The 17,662-nt window shown below is 63.8% G+C and carries 14 protein-coding genes; 9 read left to right on the top strand and 5 right to left on the bottom strand.

The features are described 5' to 3' along the window. Positions 1–311: 311 nt before the first annotated feature. Positions 312–1,853, bottom strand: coding sequence for a methyl-accepting chemotaxis protein (locus tag BFD71_RS22785; protein ID WP_069266584.1), 1,542 nt, complete (start codon positions 1,851–1,853; stop codon positions 312–314). 521 nt (positions 1,854–2,374) lie between these two features. On the opposite strand from BFD71_RS22785, the gene BFD71_RS22780 reads away from it, so the two are divergent. Continuing rightward, complete coding sequence (locus BFD71_RS22780) at positions 2,375–2,830, top strand: MEKHLA domain-containing protein (protein ID WP_069266583.1); 456 nt, start codon at positions 2,375–2,377, stop codon at positions 2,828–2,830. Positions 2,831–2,858: 28 nt separating this feature from the next. Here BFD71_RS22780 and BFD71_RS22775 read toward each other — a convergent pair whose 3' ends face one another. Next, positions 2,859–3,500 carry a TetR/AcrR family transcriptional regulator gene (locus BFD71_RS22775; protein WP_069266582.1) on the bottom strand — a complete coding sequence of 214 codons (642 nt, stop codon included), beginning with the start codon at positions 3,498–3,500 and terminating at the stop codon, positions 2,859–2,861. Between the two features lie 308 nt (positions 3,501–3,808). Here BFD71_RS22775 and BFD71_RS22770 point away from each other — a divergent pair, with 308 nt between their 5' ends. From BFD71_RS22770 to BFD71_RS22750, 5 genes are all read left to right on the top strand, one after another. Next, positions 3,809–5,017 carry an efflux RND transporter periplasmic adaptor subunit gene (locus BFD71_RS22770; RefSeq protein ID WP_176732941.1) on the top strand — a complete coding sequence of 403 codons (1,209 nt, stop codon included), beginning with the start codon at positions 3,809–3,811 and terminating at the stop codon, positions 5,015–5,017. A gap of 9 nt (positions 5,018–5,026) precedes the next feature. Beyond that, a complete protein-coding gene (locus tag BFD71_RS22765) occupies positions 5,027–8,257 on the top strand; it encodes an efflux RND transporter permease subunit (protein WP_069266581.1) in 3,231 nt (1,076 codons plus the stop codon). Beyond that, positions 8,254–9,708, top strand: a complete 1,455-nt coding sequence (locus BFD71_RS22760) for an efflux transporter outer membrane subunit (RefSeq protein WP_069266580.1) — start codon at positions 8,254–8,256, stop codon at positions 9,706–9,708. Before BFD71_RS22765 ends, BFD71_RS22760 begins: the two co-directional genes overlap by 4 nt. Before the next feature lie 127 nt (positions 9,709–9,835). Further along, positions 9,836–11,158, top strand: a complete 1,323-nt coding sequence (locus BFD71_RS22755; protein ID WP_069266711.1) for a leucine-rich repeat-containing protein kinase family protein — start codon at positions 9,836–9,838, stop codon at positions 11,156–11,158. Between the two features lie 192 nt (positions 11,159–11,350). Then, positions 11,351–12,340: a D-alanyl-D-alanine carboxypeptidase family protein gene (locus BFD71_RS22750; protein ID WP_083245409.1), complete on the top strand. Its 990-nt coding sequence runs from the start codon at positions 11,351–11,353 to the stop codon at positions 12,338–12,340. On the opposite strand, the gene BFD71_RS22745 is transcribed toward BFD71_RS22750, so the two are convergent. Continuing rightward, a complete protein-coding gene (locus BFD71_RS22745; RefSeq protein ID WP_069266579.1) occupies positions 12,337–13,125 on the bottom strand; it encodes a helix-turn-helix transcriptional regulator in 789 nt (262 codons plus the stop codon). The two genes, BFD71_RS22750 and BFD71_RS22745, sit on opposite strands and share 4 nt — an antisense overlap. A gap of 112 nt (positions 13,126–13,237) precedes the next feature. Here BFD71_RS22745 and BFD71_RS22740 point away from each other — a divergent pair, with 112 nt between their 5' ends. Continuing rightward, a complete protein-coding gene (locus BFD71_RS22740) occupies positions 13,238–14,317 on the top strand; it encodes an MDR/zinc-dependent alcohol dehydrogenase-like family protein (protein WP_069266578.1) in 1,080 nt (359 codons plus the stop codon). 7 nt (positions 14,318–14,324) lie between these two features. Here the strand turns inward: BFD71_RS22740 and BFD71_RS22735 are convergent, their stop codons facing one another. Continuing rightward, complete coding sequence (locus BFD71_RS22735; protein ID WP_069266577.1) at positions 14,325–15,491, bottom strand: radical SAM protein; 1,167 nt, start codon at positions 15,489–15,491, stop codon at positions 14,325–14,327. Positions 15,492–15,695: 204 nt separating this feature from the next. Here BFD71_RS22735 and BFD71_RS22730 point away from each other — a divergent pair, with 204 nt between their 5' ends. Beyond that, on the top strand, positions 15,696–16,181 hold the full coding sequence (locus tag BFD71_RS22730; protein ID WP_256094883.1) for a VOC family protein: 486 nt from the start codon (positions 15,696–15,698) through the stop codon (positions 16,179–16,181). A 45-nt stretch (positions 16,182–16,226) separates the two neighbouring features. Here the strand turns inward: BFD71_RS22730 and BFD71_RS22725 are convergent, their stop codons facing one another. Then, positions 16,227–17,117, bottom strand: a complete 891-nt coding sequence (locus tag BFD71_RS22725; RefSeq protein ID WP_141710773.1) for a substrate-binding domain-containing protein — start codon at positions 17,115–17,117, stop codon at positions 16,227–16,229. A gap of 350 nt (positions 17,118–17,467) precedes the next feature. Between BFD71_RS22725 and BFD71_RS22720 the strand changes: the two genes are divergently transcribed. Beyond that, a complete protein-coding gene (locus BFD71_RS22720) occupies positions 17,468–17,656 on the top strand; it encodes a hypothetical protein (protein ID WP_254317186.1) in 189 nt (62 codons plus the stop codon). Positions 17,657–17,662 lie beyond the last annotated feature (6 nt).

The raw sequence follows: 17,662 nt of genomic DNA, 5'->3' as shown, positions 1-17,662 counted from the left end.
ATCGATGGATTGACTCGAGCTTCGAGGGAAGCCTCGGGAAGACTGCGTCCGAATCCAAAGCTTGCATCAAGTTTACATTCCGTAAGATTTGCTTTCAAGCAATGGGAGCGAAGTTTCAGTGCGGCGTATCGCCTCACAAAATTGGAGCGCGAACCGGCGGCGGCGGTTGCCCGAGCCGCAAGGCGCGCCGCGGCCGGGCGTGCCAGTCAATTACGGCCAGTCTGCGTTGCACAGACCAGCCGGGGAGCAGGCTCAGAGCGAGAGAACGCGGCGCTTATGTCCCCCAGGGCGCGCGCGGCAATCGCTCGAAGTCAGGCAATGGCGCCTTCCCTGAGCCTGAACGCGGACACGGTCTCGCGAAGCGCGTGCGCCTGCTCAGCCAGCGCATACGTCGCGGCCGAAGCCTCCTCCACGAGCGCCGCGTTCTGCTGCGTGACCTCGTCCATTTGCGTGACGGCGATGTTCACCTGCTCGATGCCCGTCGACTGTTCGCGCGACGCCGTCGAAATCTCCTGCACGGTCCCGGAAACCCGCTGCACGGCTTCGACGATCTCGTCGATGATGTGGCCGGCGTCGGCCACCTGGAACGATCCGCTTTCGACGTGTACTTTCGACTGCTCGATGAGCGCCTTGATCTCGCGCGCCGCGCTCGCGCTGCGCTGCGCGAGCGTGCGAACCTCGCCCGCGACAACGGCGAAACCGCGGCCTTGCTCGCCCGCACGCGCCGCTTCGACGGCGGCGTTGAGCGCAAGGATGTTGGTCTGGAACGCGATGCCGTCGATCAAGCCGATGATCTCGCCGACCTTGCTCGAACTGTCCGCGATAGATTGCATCGTGCCGACCACGCCTCGCATCACCGTGCCGCCGCGCGCCGCGGTCTGCGCCGCCGTTCCCGCGAGCGAACTGACGTGCTCCGCGTTCTGCGCGTTCATGCGTACGATCGACGTCAGCTCCTCCATGCTCGCGGCCGTTTCTTCAAGCGATGCAGCCTGCTCTTCGGTGCGCGAGGACAGATTCTGGTTGCCCGAGGCAATCTGCGCGCTCGCCGTTGCCACGCCTTCGGCGTTGGCGCGAACTTCGCTCACCACGCGTGCGAGGCTCGTCTGCATTTTCGAAAGCGCCGTGAGCAGTTCCGCGGTCTCGTCGTCGCCATGTGCATGCAGATCGGTCGACAGGTCGCCGTCGGCGACCTCGCGCGCGAAGTCCACGGCACGGCCCAGCGGGCTCGTGACAGTACGGCTGAACAGCACGCCGCCCGCCAGCGCGAGCAGGAACGCGAGCACCATCAGCACGGCGCTCACGATGGTGGCGTGCGCGGCCTGCACCGCGGCCTGGGCGGCCACTTGCGCGTTGGTGGCGGCAATGATCTGTGCGGCGCGGTCGAGCAGTTGGGCGGGCGCGCGATCGACGCCGGCGACCACGGTATCGCCCGCAACAGGATCGGCGCCCGCCGCCTTGAACGCCTCGAAGCCCTTGCGGTACCCCTGGCCCATCGCCTCGTGCGCCTCGGCGAACTGCGCGACGAGCGTGCGCGCTTCGCCTTCGGGCAGCTTCGTTTCGAGCCCGGCGGCGAGATCGTTCACGGTGCGCTCGCGCTTCTGAAACGCGCTCCAGTAACGATCGAGTTTTTGCGGGTCCTTGCCACGCAGGAGTGTGTCTTTCCACTCCTGCACCTGCAGCTTGAACTCGACGAGCGTGGCCGACACCATGCGCTCGTTCGCGGCGGCGTCCTGCACGGTGGTGCGGTAGGTATCGATCGCCTGGTTGAGCGTGTGGATGCCGTAGAACGCACCCGCCGACATGAGGGTGAGCGACGCGGCGAAGGCGAGGGGAATCTTGCGGCTGAGTTTCATGGGGTTCGAATGGCTAAAAATGCAAGGCGCATGACGCGCCGACTTCCCTATTACGGCTCAAGTCTGCTGTTCTTGAGTTTTTGCGGATTACGCCGTCTTTCGTCATACGTAAGCCGTTGCGAACACCATGCGCGTGCGGCGCGGCGAATTAGAGATCGGCCTCTCCTTCAAACGCTTCGAATCGAGCCTCGGCTGTCTGGCGTGACGAGATACCGTTGAGGCGAGGGACGGTGAAGCGACGGATGCAGCGACACCCAGCTTCTCGCACTTTCCAGCGCTTCGATCTGACCGGTCTGCGAATTGCGCCGATACACGAGGCCGCTTCGGCCACTGATGTCGATGGCGTTTACCACTTCACCCGAAGCAAGCCGGATTCGGGTGCAAGTGCAGATAGACATCGTGGATGTCCGTAGTTGGCGCATCGAGACGGCGGATCGTGAGGCAGGGCGCGGGTTTTTACAAGCGGTTGATAGAATTGCGCAACGCGCAAGCAACCCCTCGACTCGAAGGAGCCAGTCTGAATGTCGCCGAACACGGATACCGAATTATTTCGCCTTCTCGCGAACAGCTATCGCCGCCTGTTGGGCGTCGCGCTCGTGCCCGAAGGCATGGGCGACACAGAGGGCGCGGCCTGGCTCTACGAACGCGCGCCGTTCGGCTTGCTTGCGCACGGCACGCAGGCGGACCCCGTATTCATGTATGGCAATCGTCGCGCGCAAGCGATCTTCGGCTACGACTGGGACGAAATCACGGCGCTGCCTTCGCGTCTTTCCGCGCAGGCGCCCGAGCGTAGCGAGCGGCAGGCATTTCTCGATTCGGTGACGCGCGAAGGCTTCGTGAAAGACTATCGCGGCATCCGCATCACGAGGTCGGGGCAGCGCTTCTGGATCGAGCGCGCGACCGTATGGCAACTGATCGACGAAACGGGTGTGCTGCACGGGCAAGCTGCGATGATTCCGCATGTTGCGCCTTGCTGATGCGGGCTTGCGCTCGCGAATCCCCCCATCATTTTGCGTTCTGCGGACCCTTGCGGTTCGCTTGCGGCGCTGTCACGGCATAGCCCGCGAGAAATACATCGATTGCCCGGTTCACGACCTCCAGCAATTTCGCGCGCGAGGCCTTGACCTCATAGCCTAGCGTCGCAATTTCGACCAACTCGGCTTCGAGAAGCGCCAGTAGATGTCGCGCCGCGACGCCTGGATCGCACGGCCGGATTGTGCCCGCCTCGATCGCGCTCGCCAGAAAGTCGCGCACGTGCATCAAGCCCCGTTTTGGACCCGATTCATACAAGGCTCGGCCCACGTTCGACCGGTCGACCTCCTGGTAGCACAGGCGGCGCGTTGCGAGAAAAGAGGGCTGCAGCACGGCCGTCAGGAAGTGGACCCCAAACGCGACGAGCGACTCGCCCAGCGGCATTTCGAGCGTCAGTTGACTGAACGCATGCCGGATTTCCCTTCCGGCGCGGCTCGTCATTGTTTCAGCAAATAACGCCTCCTTCGACTCGAAATAGCTATACAGCGTCGCCTTCGACGCGCCCGAACGAGCCGCGATTTGCGTCATCGACGCCTGCTCGAAGCCGACGTCCCGGAACACTGCCAGCGCGGCTTCGATGATGGATTGACGCTTTTCTTCGGTCTTCTTTCTCATCGGGTCTCCCTTCCTCACTTGTTCTCGGGCCTGGGACGCGAGCGTCCACGCCAATACCCTCGTCCGTCATGGAATGAAACATTCGTTGCCGGGCAAGGCGATTGACAGTCATCGATCGTTCCATTATAAACCATACCGTTCAGTTTAGTTATGTGACCGGGACATTAATTCAGGGTTCGAAGTTGATGCGCAACGAGGCATCAGCCTTTCCGGGCTGCAAGACTTCAACCGCTTAGTACTACGAGTCAATGGCTTTGCGCCTTGCCTTGTTCTGGCAGGGCGCGTCAACGCACGATTCGATGGAATATATGCCACAACAGATTCATGCAAGAGAGGGATGGAACAGGAAAGGCCAACGCCTCGGCGCGGCGCTTTTCTGCTCGACCGCCATATTGATCGCCGGCTGTCAACGTCACGACGCCGGGATGCCCGCTAACCCCGCCAGCCAGAGCGTCGAAGTCGGCGTCAAGACGCTCGCGCCGCAGCGCATCGTGATGACGGCCGAGCTTTCGGGCCGCCTTTCGTCTCTCAAGGTCTCGGATGTGCGGCCGCAAATCGGCGGCATCGTGCAGAAGCGGTTCTTCGTCGAGGGTTCGGACGTGAAGGCGGGGCAGGTGCTCTACCAGATCGATCCGGCCACCTACCAGGCGACGTACGATCAGGCGCGCGGCACGCTCGCGAAGGCCGAGGCAACGCTCGCTTCCGCGAAGACGAAAGCCGATCGCTACGCCCAGCTCGTGAAGATCAACGCGGTCAGCGCACAGGACAACGACGATGCGATCGCGGCCGTTCGCGAGGACGAGGCTGACGTGATCGCGGATCGCGCATCGCTCGAGTCGGCGCGTATCAATCTCGGCTACACGCGGATCACGGCGCCCATTTCGGGCCGCATCGGCGCTTCGTCGGTGACCGAAGGCGCGCTCGTGACTTCAGAGCAGACCACGGCGCTCGCCACCATTCAGGCATACGACGAGATGTACCTCGACGTCACGCGTTCGAGCGCCGACTGGCTGCGCTTGCGCAAGGCGTTTGCCTCGGGCCGGCTCAAGCGGTCGGGCACGGGCGCGGCGGTGCAGCTCGTGATGGAGGACGGCACGCCATACGCACACGCTGGCGTGCTGCAGTTTTCGGGCATCACCGTCGACGCGACAACGGGCTCGGTGACGCTGCGCATGGTCTTCCCAAACCCGGACGGCGAACTGCTGCCCGGCATGTTCGTGCGCGCGCAGCTCGACGAGGGCGAGAGCACGAACGCGCTGCTCGTTCCGCAACTCGCGGTCACGCGCGCTTCGGACGGCAGCGCGAGCGTATGGGTCGTCGATGCGACCGGACACGCGAAGCAGGTTGCGGTACACGCGGACAGTGCCTATGCAGACCAGTGGATCGTCACGAGCGGATTGCAAGCCGGCGATCGCGTGATCGTGAGCGGGCTGCAAAAGGTGCAGGCCGGCGTGGCGGTTCACGTGGCCGCGGATTCGGCCACCGCAGCCGCGGCTGCGTCTGCTGCGAAGTCGTAAGGAGGGCGCATGGCAGGTTTCTTCATTCAGCGCCCGATCCTCGCATGGGTCGTTGCGATCGTCATCATGTTGATCGGCGCTGCGGCGACCACCACGTTGCCGATCGAGCAATATCCGACCATCGCGCCGCCTTCGGTGCAGGTCACGGCGACCTATCCGGGCGCTTCCGCCGACACGGTCGCGAAGACCGTCACGCAGGTGATCGAGCAGAAGCTTTCCGGCATCGATAACCTGCTGTACATGTCGTCGACGAGCAGCGGCGCGGGTCAGGCGACCATCAACCTGACGTTCAGGCCCGGCACCAATGCGGACATCGCGCAGGTGCAGGTCCAGAACAAGGTGACCCAGGCCACCGCCTCGCTGCCGGAGACGGTGCAGGAGCAGGGCGTGCAGGTGGCGAAGGCGTCGAGCGACTTTCTGATGATCGTCGCGCTCTCGTCGCCGGCCGGCACGCTCGATTCGATCGACCTCGGCAATGTCATCGCCACGCAGATCGAGGACCCGCTTACCCAGATCAACGGTGTGGGCGACGTCACGCTCTTTGGCGCGCAGCACGCCATGCGGATCTGGCTCGATCCCGTGAAGCTGCGCAGCTTCGGCGTCACTGCGTCCGACGTGACGACAGCGGTCACCAATCAGAACGTGCAGCTTTCCGTCGGCGAACTCGGCGGCGCGCCTGCTACGGACTCCCAGGCGATCAATGCGACGATCTCGGCGTCGAGCCTGATGACGACTGCCGACCAGTTCGGCGACATTCTGCTGCGCGTGAACAGCGACGGCTCGAAGGTTCGGCTCAAGGACGTCGCGCGCGTCGAGGTGGGCGGCGATTCATACGATACGTCCTCGCGGCTCGACGGCAAGCCGGCGGCCGCGCTGGCCGTCAAGCTCTCGACGGGTGCGAACGCCATGGCGGTCGCGAAGGCCGTGCGCGCGAAGCTCGTAGAGCTGCAGCCGCAATTGCCCAAAGACGTGGCGATTGCGTATCCGTACGACTCCACGCCGTTCGTGAAGATCTCGATCGAGGAGGTCATGAAGACGCTCGTCGAAGCGGTGATCCTCGTGTTCCTCGTGATGTATCTGTTCCTGCAGAACCTGCGTGCGACGCTGATTCCGACGATCGTCGTGCCGGTTGCGCTGCTCGGCACGCTGGGCGTGATGTCGGCGATAGGCTTCTCGATCAACGTGCTCTCGATGTTCGCGATGGTGCTCGCGATCGGCCTGCTCGTGGACGACGCGATCGTCGTCGTCGAGAACGTCGAGCGCATCATGGCCGAGGAAAAGCTCGACGCGAAGGCGGCCACGAAGAAAGCGATGAGCCAGATCACCGGCGCGCTCGTAGGCGTGACGACGGTGCTGACCGCCGTCTTCATCCCGATGGCCTTCTTTTCCGGCTCGACCGGCGCGATTTATCGCCAGTTTTCTGTCACTATCGTTTCGGCGATGGTGCTTTCGGTGCTGCTCGCCATGACGCTCACGCCCGCGCTCTGCGCGAGCCTGCTGAACCCGTCGGCCGTCGAACATGCGCAGAGCCGCGGCTTGCTCGGCGCGTTCAATCGCTTCTTCACGAAGAGCAACGCGCGCTACAGCACCACGCTTGCGCGCGTGGTGGCCAGGCCCGCGCGCTGGATGCTCGGCTATGCACTCATTGCGGGCGTGGTCGGCATTCTGTACGTGACGCTGCCTTCGTCGTATCTGCCGGAGGAAGATCAGGGCTCGATCATGGTATCGATTTCGGCGCCGGTCGGCACGCCTTCTTCGAAGACGCTTCAGACCGTGGCAGCCGTCGAGCAATACTTTCTGAAGCAGCCCGCGGTAACGCACGTGATGGCCGTGAACGGTTTCAGCTTCAACGGGCAAGGGCAGAATAATGCGCTGGCGTTCGTGCAGTTGAAGGACTGGAGCCAGCGCGGGTCGAACGATAGCGCGCAGGCGGTGATCAATCGCGCGAACGCGGTCTTCGCGGGCAATCGCGATGCGCAGATCTTCGTGATGAACGAGCCCGCGATTCATGGTCTCGGCACGCAAAGCGGCCTCGACTTCGAGATCGAGGACCGCGCGGGCCAGGGGCATGACAAGCTGCTGAAGGCGCGCAACCAGTTTCTTGCGCTGGCCGCGAAGGAACCGTCGCTCGCCATGACGCGCTCGGCCGGCCTCGAAGATACACCGCAGCTCTACGTCGATATCGACCGCGAGAAGGCGAGTGCGTTCGGGCTGTCGATCGCCGATGTCGACACGACGATTTCCACCGCGTTCGGCTCCGCGTACGTGAACAACTACATCGATACCGGGCGGATCCAGAAGGTCTACGTGCAGGCGGACGCACCGTACCGGATGATGCCGGACGACATCGGGCAATGGTATGTGCGCGCGGATTCGTCGTCGTCGAGTACTTCGTCATCCTCGAGTTCGTCGTCGAGTTCGACTTCGGCTTCAACGTCTACAACGTCCACGACGTCCACGACGACGTCGGGCTACGACGGCCAGATGGTGCCGTTCTCCGCATTCGCCACCACGCGCTGGACGTTCGGGCCGCCGCAGATCGAGCGCTACAACCGCGAACTGGCGATGCAGATGAGCGCACAGCCCGCGCCCGGTGTGAGCACCGGCCAGGCAATGGCCGCCGTCGAAAATCTCGCGAGGCAGTTGCCCACCGGATTCGGCATCGAGTGGACGGGGCAGTCGTATCAGGAAGTGCTTGCCGGTTCGCAGGCCACGTATCTGTATGCGATTTCGCTGATCGTGGTGTTCCTGTGCCTCGCGGGGCTGTACGAGAGCTGGTCGGTGCCGCTCGCGGTCATTCTCGTGGTGCCGATCGGCGTGCTTGGCGCGTTGTTGGGCGCGCATTTGCGCGGGCTGTCGAACGACGTCTATTTCAAGGTCGGCCTGCTGACGACAATCGGCCTCGCAACGAAGAACGCGATTCTGATCGTCGAATTCGCGAAGGACCTCCAGGAGCAGGGCCGTGGGCTCGTCGAGGCCACGCTCGAGGCGGCGCACCAGCGCTTGCGGCCGATCCTGATGACATCGCTGGCGTTCGTGTTCGGCGTGCTGCCGCTCGTGATCAGCACCGGCGCGGGCTCGGCCGCGCGCCATGCGATCGGAACCGGCGTCGCCGGCGGGATGATCGCGGCGACGGCGCTCGCCATCTTCTTCGTGCCCGTGTTCTTCATCGTCGTGCGCCGGCTGTTCAAGGAGCATGGCGACGGCGAAGCCGTGCAGCACGCAAAGGACCAGGAATGAAATTGAAGCTTCTGTCCGTGCTCTGTGCGGCAGCATTGAGTGCGTGTTCTCTCGACCCGGTTTATCAACGGCCCGCTGCGCCGGTCGCCACCGCCTGGCCAACGGGCGCCGCGTACGCTATGGGTGCATCGGCGGCTACGCCCTCGACATCACCTGCGGCGCCGAACGCGGCCGACGTCGGCTGGCGCGATTACTTCAAGGACTCGCGCCTGCAGGAACTGATCGCGCTCGCACTCGACCACAACCGGGACTTGCGGGTGGCGGCGCTGCAGGTGGCCGAGTACGAGGCGCAGTACCGCATCACGCGCGCGGAGCTGGCGCCGACGATCGACGCCGGCGGCTCGCTCACGAACACGCGCACCGACGGCGCGGTGAGCCACTCGAATACCGTTTCCGTCGGCACGACGTCGTGGGAAATCGACTTTTTTGGGCGCATCCGCAGCCTCAAGCGCCAGGCGCTCGAGAACTATCTGTCGACGCAGGCCTCGCGCACGAGCACGCAGCTTTCGCTCGTGGCCGATGTCGCGACCGACTATCTGCAATTGCTCTCCGATGAGACCTTGCTGAAGGTTTCGACCGACACCGCCGCGGCCGACCAGAACACCTACGACCTCACGGTGAGCATGATGAAGATCGGCAGCGCGTCGCTTCAGGACGTGCGCGAGGCGCAGACGTCGCTTGCGAGCGCACGCGCGAGCGTGGCGTCATACACGCGCGCGGTCGCGCAGGACCGCAACAATCTGATCGCCGAAATCGGCTGTCCGTTGCCCGACGACTTCGCCACGGGGCCTACTCTGCTCGAGAGCGACGCGATGTTCGCGGACGTCGATGCGGGCATCCCGTCCGACTTGCTCGCGCGACGGCCCGATATCATCGAGGCGGAACATACGCTCAAGGCGGCGAACGCGAACATCGGCGCCGCGCGCGCGGCGTTCTTTCCCAAGATCGAGCTGACGGCGAGCGCCGGCACGGCTAGCACGAGCCTCTCGCAGTTGTTCAAGGCGAGCACGGGTGCGTGGACCTTCGCGCCGACGATCACGATGCCGATCTTCGATTACGGCAGCAACAAGGCGTCGCTCGACGTTGCGAAGATCGAGAAGGATATCGACGTGGCCGACTACGAAAAGGCGATCCAGACGGCGTTCAAGGAAGTGTCGAACGCACTGGCGGGGCGCGCGACCTATGTCGAGCAGGTCGCGGCGGACCGCGACTACGTGAAATCGGCGCAGGATTACTACGACCTCGCGCAGGCGCGCTACAAGACCGGCACCGACAGCTTCCTGACCGTGCTCACAGCGCAGCGCACGCTCTATACGGCACAGGAGCAACTCGTCACCGACGAGCTGGCGAAGCTCTCGAATCAGGTCACGCTGTACAAGGTGCTGGGCGGCGGCTGGTCCACGTCGAGCGTGCCTGAGCAGGCTGCCGCAAGCGACCCGGCGCATTCCTGAAACATGCAGTCGGAAATGCGGCCCAGGATGCAGTCCAGGCGAGTCACCCGCTAGAATTGCGATGGTCGGCGCTGCGTTGTGCAGCGGCGCTTGCGACTTCCTTGCCATTACTCGATTCAATTCACGCGTGAAGACCGCTACTCTCGAACAACTGCGTGACGGGCAACTCGCCGGCGCACGACAGCTCAAGCTCGCTTGCGGGTTGACCGAATTTCCGCGCGAAATCTTCGATCTCGCCGACACCCTCGAGGTGCTCGACCTCTCGGGCAATGCGCTCACGTCGCTGCCGGACGACCTGCCGAGGCTGCGCCGTCTGCGCATACTGTTCGCTTCGAACAACCCGTTCACCGAGTTGCCGCCTGTACTCGGCGACTGCGAATCGCTGAGCATGGTCGGCTTCAAGGCGAACCGCATCCGCCGCGTTACGGGGCGCGCGCTGCCGCCGCAATTGCGCTGGCTGATCCTGACCGATAACGACATCGACGCGCTGCCGCCCGAAATCGGCGAACGTCCGAATCTGCAGAAGCTGATGCTTGCCGGCAACCGGCTGCGCTCGTTGCCCGAGACGATGGCCGCGTGCAGCCGGCTCGAGCTGCTGCGGATTTCGGCGAACCGGCTCGACGCCTTGCCCGACTGGCTGTTGCGCCTGCCGCGCCTGGCGTGGCTCGCCTACGCCGGCAATCCGCTGAACGTGGTGCGCGAGCAGGTGGCGCTGGCCGATTCGCCGGTGCCCGATATCGACTGGCATACGCTCGCACTCGGACAAACGCTCGGCGAGGGCGCATCGGGCGTGACGCATCGCGCGACGCGTCTCCTGCGCGACGGGCATCCGGTGGAGGCGGTCGCCGTCAAGCTGTTCAAGGGCGCGGTGACGAGCGACGGTTTGCCGGAACTGGAAATGGCGGCGTGCCTGCAAGCCGGGCCGCACGCGAACCTCATCCCGGTGCTCGGCAAGATCACGGGTCATCCGCTGGGCGAGCACGGCCTCGTGATGGAACTGATCCCTCCGTCGTTCGTCAATCTCGCCGGGCCGCCGAGCCTCGACTCGTGTACGCGGGACGTCTACGCAGCCGATGTTCTGTTCGACAGGCCGGTTGCGTTGCAGATCGCACGCGGGATCGCGTCGGCGGCGCGGCATCTGCATGGGCGCGGGATCATGCACGGCGATCTCTATGCGCACAACATCCTGCACGACGGCTCAGGGCACGTATTGCTCGGCGACTTCGGCGCGGCGTCCTTTCACGATATCGACGATCGCGCACAGTCCCAGGCGCTCGAGCGCATCGAGGTGCGTGCGTTCGGCTGTCTGCTGGAAGAACTCGCGCAACGTCTGGCCGCAGAGGCTAATGAACGCGACGCCGGCTTCGATGCGCTGATTGCAGACTGTTTCGCCGAGCAGGTCGACAGGCGGCCTTCGTTCGATGAGATCGTCGAACGGCTGTCTGCCTGACGCCATGAAACGGGCGGTTTCGCTGACGCCCGAGGAATTTTCGCAAGCCGCTAAATACTCGGCGTGAAGGGCAAGAATTCTGTCCTCTTTCCCACACTCATTCGTGCAACGAGCAACTACAGTTGAATCGTTGGGGATCAGTTGCACGTTGGACCCGCCATCGCCTGATTGCCGTCCCAGGGTGTGAACGCCATGAAAAAATTCCTCAGCGCGCTATTGCTCGCTTCGGCGCCGTTCGTCGCGTGGAGCGAGACGCCATTCCTCCATTCACACAGCGCGATCGTGTATGACGTCGCGCGCCACGAAGTCCTGCTCGAAAAGAACGCCGACGAGGCCCAGCCGATCGCGTCGCTCACCAAGCTGATGACGGCGATGGTCGTGCTGGACAGCGCCCAGCCGTTGGGTGACACGGTGACCGTCGACAACGACGACATCGATCGGCTCAAGCATACGGGGTCCCGCATCCCTATCGGTGCGTCGCTCGAGCGAGGAGAAATGCTGCGTCTTGCGCTCATGGCGTCGGAGAACCGCGCTGCATCCGCGCTTTCGCATGCGTTCCCGGGCGGCCAGGCGGCGTTCATCCGGCAGATGAATGAAAAGGCGCGCGCGCTGAATATGGCCAGTACGCACTTCGACGATCCAACCGGGCTCTCGCCCGAGAATCTCTCGACGGCGCGCGATGTCGTGAAGATGGCGGACGCCGCGGCGCGCTATCCGTTGATCAGCGAATACACGACGCTTCCCCGTTACGAAGAGGCGATCGGCACGAGGACGCGGTTCTATCACAACACCGACCCGATAGTGAGCTCAGCCGACTGGGACGTGCTGGTCGCAAAGACAGGCTATATCCGCGAGGCGGGGCGCTGCATCGTGGTCGATGCGAACATGCCGAACGGGCAGGTCATGATTGCGCTGCTCGGCTCGCGAACCTCGTGGGGACGCTCTGCCGATCTCGTCACGATACGGCGATGGCTGAACGGCGACGACACGCCGGTCGTGGAACCGCGCTATTACGCAAGCGCCCGTGCGCATCATCACTATTCGATGCTCGCGCGTTCGCACGGCGTCAGGGTGCGGCTCGCATCGTACCCGAGCGCCCCGACGTCCGGTGCGCACCGGCAGAGCGTCAAACACCATGCCGGCAAGCGGGCGCACCATACGCTGGTTGCCGCGCTAGGCTAGACGGCATTCGTGTCGACCGGCGTATAAATCGCGAGTTTCAGCGCCGGATCGTCGTTCGCCTGAAACGTTGCGTACTCGTAGCGCTGCGTACCGTGCTTCGCGTGCGCCAGGACCTTCTGGCCCGATGCGCCGCTGCGCACGTCGTGCGCACTCCACCACCTCACGAATTCCTCGCTGCCTGAACGCAGGCGCTCGACCAGTTCGACGAACGCCGGGTCGCCTGCATGGAGGTCGTGGCTCGTGCGAAACAGCGCGATCATGCGGCGCGCTTCATCGGGCCAGCCCGCGCCAAAGAGCCGCCGTGCCTCCGGTTCGATGAACATGTAGATCATGATGTTGCGATCTGCCGCAGCGAGGCGATCGAAGCCAAGCAGATCGGAGGCGGCCTCGTTGCACACGAGGATGTCCCAGCGCCGGCCCGTGACGTAAGCGGGCAGACCGAGACTGGCGACGATCCGCGCAAGGGTCGGCGGCACGCTCTCGCGGGCGAAGACGCGCGCCTCGCCGCGCTGCGCGAGCGCGCGCAAATGGGCGGCTTCGGCCTTGTCGAGCCGCAGTGCCTGGGCAAGTGCATCGAGCGTCGAAGCCGAAGGGCTGACCGCGCGCCCCTGCTCGAGCCGGACATACCAGTCGACGCCGATGCCCGCGAGTTCCGCGACTTCTTCACGCCGCAGGCCGGGCGTGCGGCGGCGCCGGCCGCCGTTAAGGCCAACGTCGTCGGGGCTCAGCTTCTTGCGCCGGGAGCGCAGAAAATCGCCGAATTGGGTTTGTGTCGTGGCGGTCATCGCGTTCGCTTCGTGCAGGGTGGGTGGGACTGCGCAATCCTGGGATCGCAGCGGGCCTTGTTGCCCATTCTAAGCCTGCCAGAATCGGCTCGGTCCCCCTTCTGGAAGCGCCATGAAAGCTGCCATTCTGAAAACCCTCAACGCGCCGCTCACGATCGAACAGATACCGGACCCCACCGCCGGCACTGGCGAGGTCGTCGTGGACGTCGTTGCGGCGCCGGTGTTGTCCTATGCGCAGGAAGTGTTTAGTGGAGAACGCCGCTATCCCATCGACCTGCCGATCGTGCCTGGTTGCGGCGCGATCGGCCGGGTCCGGACCGTCGGCCCGGATGCGACGAAACTGCAACCGGGCGACTGGGTGTTCTGCGATCCGACGGTGCGCGCGCGCGACGACGCGCTCATGCCCGACATCGTGCTGCAGGGCTGGAGCGCGCGGGGCGAGGGCGCCCAGAAATTGCAGCGCTATTTTCATGACGGCCCGTTCGCGGAACAGCTTAGGGTGCCGACCGAAAACGCGGTGCGTATCGGCGACATCGATCCGGCCGACGCTGCGCGATGGTGTGCGCTCAATACGCTGCTCGTGCCTTATGGCGGGCTGCTCGCGTCCGATCTGCGGGCGGGCGAGATCCTGCTCGTGAGCGGCGCGACCGGCAACTTCGGCAGCGCGTGCGTCGCGGTCGCGCTCGCCATGGGTGCGCGGTGCGTCGTAGCCCCCGGGCGCAATGTACAGGCGCTCGACAAACTGGCGCGCCACTTCGGCGAGCGCGTGCGGACCGTGGCGCTTTCCGGCGACGAAGCAACGGACCGTGAGCGCATGCAACAGGCGGCGCCTGGGCCGATCGACTGCGTAATGGACCTGATGCCGCCATCGGTTCCGGCGACGACGGTGCGCGCCGCGGTGATGGCGGTCCGCCCATACGGGCGCGTGGTCCTGATGGGCGGGGTCGGCATGCTCGGTGGCGCCGGGCTCGAACTGCCTTATCCGTGGATCATGCGCAATGACATCACGGTGCGGGGCAAATGGATGTACCCCACGCAAGCCGTGACGCTCATGACAGGTTTGATTAACGGGGCACTGCTCGATCTGCGCCATTTCGACGTGACGGCCTTCGCGCTCGACGATGCGAACGAGGCCGTCGCGCACGCGGCGGCGAACGGCGGCCCGTTCAACATGACGGTGATTTGCCCGTAGCCTCGATTCATGCGCCTTGCGGCGATGAACGGCGTGCGCCGCTCCGTCCTGCCAGTGCGCCAAGCGCCGTTCGAGGTAGTTCTTCGGTGGCGAGTGACCACAGCGAATACGCCACGCCGCGCTGGAACAACAAGCTGACAGCACTGCGAAGCTCGCCCCTGCCGAGCGCATAGACCGAGTCAGTGACGGCCTTGGCGCCGTGCATCAGCACGCTGGCATGGCGGTAGCACCCCATCATGCAGGCGTTGCACGGTTCGCGTTGATCGGGCAGGCGGTCGAGGTCGAACACAGAGCCCATGGGCTCATGCCACGGTTCGCAACGCCAGACATCGAGATTCCAGTCGATATAAAAATACTTGCTCCCGGCGATGCACGGAATGAGTTGCTGTTCGCCGCGCACGAACCGCGCGACTTCGTCCAGTGCAGCGCCCGGGTCCATCACGCGAAAGCGCTTTTTGAGGGCCTCGATGGCACTCAATGCTTCGAGCAGTTCGTCGCGGCTGAGGTCGACGAGCTTCGAATTTTCGTCGTAAACGAGCGATGTGGAACCGAATGCGTCGCGCCTTGGGTAGGAGAACACCACGGAATCGAAGCCAAGCTGATTGAGCGTCTCGGGAAGCGCTGCGTAACGGACCAGACGGCTCACCGTAACCGTTGCGCAAACCGGGATGCCGAAAGCATGCGCCTGGGTGATGCCCTCGCGGATGCGGGCCGCAAGGCCGGGCAGGCCGCGATTGTGCTCGTGCTCGCTCATGTCCGCGCTATCGATCGAGATCAGGAGACGCTTGAGGCCGGCGTCAGCCAGCTGCTTGATGTGGCGGGGAAGGAACCAGCCGTTCGTGATCACGCCGCACTGGATGCCGGCTTTCGTGGCCGAGCCTACGAGCGATTCGATTTGCGGGTGCACCAGAGGCTCTCCGCCCTGCAGCGTCATGTAGCGAATCTTGCGTCTGCGCAGCATCGGCATCGCACGCTCGAACGCATCGGGATCGAGATAGCGGCGCGGACCTGCCATTTTCTTCTCACGAGAAAAGCCGCAGAAGTCGCATGCAGCGTTGCAAACGTTCGTCACTGAGACGTCACAGACCGCAGGCAATGGATTGCGTGGCTCGTTCGCGTCGTTGCTTACATTTGGCAAACTGCGCCACTTGATAGTCCGCTCTGTCCTGTCCATGGTGCTGGTGCCCTCACGGTTTGCCGGCTCATTGCGCTCGAACCATCATAGGTTACGCCATGCACGCGCGCCGCATCGGGTACGATTCTTATTCAAAAATAACTCCAACAAATCTTGTTTGACCGGCTAGTGCGAGTCGACTTCAATCCCCATACTTGAGGGTGTCTCGTCGGAATATCGGTTCCGGGCGAGTTTGCGAACGCTATGCACTGGCTGCAGAAGGAGGGGGAAATGGTTGACACTTCAACCACCAGGCCGCGCGTCATCGGCTTCAATCACGTCGCGCTGGAAGTCGGCGACATCGAGGAAGCGCTGGCATTCTATGGCCGCATCTTCGACTTTCAGTTGCGCGGCAAGAGCAGGACGATGGCCTTCATCGATCTTGGCGATCAATTCATCGCGTTGCAGGCGGGGCGCAAACAGCCCGCCGACGACGGCCGCCATGTCGGCCTCGTTGTCGATGACAAGGAGGCGGCGCGCGCCGCACTCAAGGCGGCGGGCGTGAAGCCGCTCGACGGTCCATTTCTGGATTTTCGCGACCCCTGGGGCAATCGCATCGAGATCGTGGGCTATGACAACATCCAGTTCACGAAGGCGCCGAACGTCCTGCGCGGCATGGGCCTGACGCACCTGACCAAGAACGAAAGCGCGAAGAAAGAACTGGCCGAAAAAGGGATGGCAGCCAGTTGATGGCCGGCTTTCGGTGATGGCCGATCGGCCGGACGGCTGCTTCGCTCAATTCGGTTGAGGTTGCAGTTCTTGTGGCGCCAGTTGCGGTTGCGGTGGTGGTTGCAGCGGCAGTTGCGGCGCCGGTTGCGGCTGCAGCAGCGGAGGAGGTTGCGGTGCCGTGATCGGTTCGAGACCGCTGTGCGTGATCGCCGCCGCCGCTTCCGGCGAGGACAGAAAGCGGATCAGCGCTTCTGCGCCGACAGGATTTCTCGCTGTGGTTGCAATGCCGCCGGAGTACACCGTGTAACGTTGTACTTCCGCGGGCAGACTGCCGACCACTATTATCCCCTTCACCGGCAACAGTTCCACGACCTGTTGCAAGCCGATCTCGGCGTCGCCGTTCGCGACGACAGTGGCGACCCGCTCGGCGGAAACCATGCGGCTCCTGCTTTTCACGCGCCCGTCGAGGCCCAGACGCGGAAACAGTTCGTTGGCGATATAGACGCCGCTCGCGCTATCCGGATAGACAATCGACTTCGCTGCAAGCAGCGTGCGGCGCAAACCGTCGACCGTGCTGATGTCCGGTTGCGGCGCGCCCTCGCGCACCGCGAGGCCAATTGGCGAGCGTGCGAAGTCCACCTTGCTGCCGGGCACCACGTTGCCCGCGCGAACCTGGTCGTCGAGCGCATTGCTGACCACGATCAGCACGTCGGCCCACTCGCCGCGCGCAAACCGCACGGGAATCGCATTCAGGGCGTTGCCTGTTGCAGCGCCCCAGACGGTGGCCAGCGTATAGCCGCTCTCGTCTTCGAATTGCGGGCCCAGATCACGATACGCTGGCGCAAACCAGCCCGACATCATGACTTTCACCTGGTCCGCCAGACACACGCCGGGGCCCAATAACGCGAACGCGATGCACAGCGCAAGTGTGCAAAACCTCAGCTTGTGGATAGTCACGGTTGCGCCCCATCTCGATCGGCTGATCCGGCACCACGGACATGTATCGCTCCCTATTTGCAACCGCAGCGTGCAGCGAAAGCATGCGATGAAAACGCGCTATGTAAGCGCGTCGTGGATACGACCTTTTGCATCGTTTATACAACACGTTCGTTTGCACACACACTGGTTTTCTTCGCCTCTGATAGTCTTTTCCCAGCGACAGTTCGGGCGGTTATCAAACTTGACGCGTGCGATCGTGAAATTGAAAACAGGGGGGCTTATCCATGTTGCATTGGCTTTCGAACTTGATTGCCCACAATGCCGCAACGCCGGAGAAGCAGGCTCAACGCGCGCTCAGTGAATTGCGCATGGCACTCTTCCAGGCCGAACAGCGGGTTCTCGATGCGCAATTGCAGGCCGAGTACTACCGCACGCGAATTGCGTTTTGCGAGGAGGTGCTGAAGGCCGGCATCGAACAGGTGTCGGACCTGCGCAAAGGGCAACGTGAAGCGGTTACTCACGACTTGCGTCCGAACCTGAAGCTCACGACTTCCTGAGAGTCG

It is taken from the genome of Paraburkholderia nodosa (genome assembly GCF_001718195.1).
Lineage (GTDB): Bacteria > Pseudomonadota > Gammaproteobacteria > Burkholderiales > Burkholderiaceae > Paraburkholderia > Paraburkholderia nodosa_A.
The sequence above is the reverse complement of the archived record's forward strand: the minus strand, read 5'-3'. Positions and strand labels throughout refer to the sequence as shown.

Coding starts and splice junctions, on each gene's coding strand:
- BFD71_RS22785 (WP_069266584.1), bottom strand. CDS start 1,853: ATGAAACTCAGCCGCAAGATTCCCCTCGCCTTCGCCGCGTCGCTCACC.
- BFD71_RS22780 (WP_069266583.1), top strand. CDS start 2,375: ATGTCGCCGAACACGGATACCGAATTATTTCGCCTTCTCGCGAACAGC.
- BFD71_RS22775 (WP_069266582.1), bottom strand. CDS start 3,500: ATGAGAAAGAAGACCGAAGAAAAGCGTCAATCCATCATCGAAGCCGCG.
- BFD71_RS22770 (WP_176732941.1), top strand. CDS start 3,809: ATGCCACAACAGATTCATGCAAGAGAGGGATGGAACAGGAAAGGCCAA.
- BFD71_RS22765 (WP_069266581.1), top strand. CDS start 5,027: ATGGCAGGTTTCTTCATTCAGCGCCCGATCCTCGCATGGGTCGTTGCG.
- BFD71_RS22760 (WP_069266580.1), top strand. CDS start 8,254: ATGAAATTGAAGCTTCTGTCCGTGCTCTGTGCGGCAGCATTGAGTGCG.
- BFD71_RS22750 (WP_083245409.1), top strand. CDS start 11,351: ATGAAAAAATTCCTCAGCGCGCTATTGCTCGCTTCGGCGCCGTTCGTC.
- BFD71_RS22745 (WP_069266579.1), bottom strand. CDS start 13,125: ATGACCGCCACGACACAAACCCAATTCGGCGATTTTCTGCGCTCCCGG.
- BFD71_RS22740 (WP_069266578.1), top strand. CDS start 13,238: ATGAAAGCTGCCATTCTGAAAACCCTCAACGCGCCGCTCACGATCGAA.
- BFD71_RS22735 (WP_069266577.1), bottom strand. CDS start 15,491: ATGGACAGGACAGAGCGGACTATCAAGTGGCGCAGTTTGCCAAATGTA.
- BFD71_RS22730 (WP_256094883.1), top strand. CDS start 15,696: ATGCACTGGCTGCAGAAGGAGGGGGAAATGGTTGACACTTCAACCACC.
- BFD71_RS22720 (WP_254317186.1), top strand. CDS start 17,468: ATGGCACTCTTCCAGGCCGAACAGCGGGTTCTCGATGCGCAATTGCAG.